Below are 395 nucleotides of genomic sequence, written 5' to 3'. Positions count from 1 at the left end.
CGCCCTCAACAGCGCCAGGGATCGAGACCGTGACGGTCTCACCGTTGGCGAAGCCCTCACCCGCGACCACCGTGCTGCCCCCAGCAACGACAGTCGCCGGATCCAGGGTGATCGACGGATCATAAACAACCGCCGGCGCCTCAACGACGAGTCCCTCCACCACAGGGGTGTCGGAGACATCACCGACACCAGTCACGTCGACCGGACCAGCGGGGTAGTCGGCCGGGACTGGCAGGGTCGCTTCGAACGATCCGTCATCACCGGCGATGACCTCGACCGTGATCGGATCATCGCCCTCAACAGCACCAGGGATCGAGACCGTGACGGTCTCACCGTTGGCAAAGCCCTCACCCGAGACCACCGTGCTGCCACCCGCGACGACAGTCGCCGGATCC

General features: G+C 65.8%; 1 protein-coding gene. It reads right to left on the bottom strand.

What is annotated here, in order from left to right; translation table 11 throughout:
* Positions 1-395, bottom strand: a 395-nt coding sequence (locus tag FNH21_RS16720; RefSeq protein ID WP_191932096.1) for a hypothetical protein, incomplete at both ends; no start/stop codon positions are given.

Origin of the sequence: Arthrobacter bussei, assembly GCF_009377195.2 — a bacterium.
GTDB lineage: Bacteria > Actinomycetota > Actinomycetes > Actinomycetales > Micrococcaceae > Arthrobacter_D > Arthrobacter_D bussei.
This window is presented reverse-complemented; position numbering and strand designations above follow the sequence as displayed.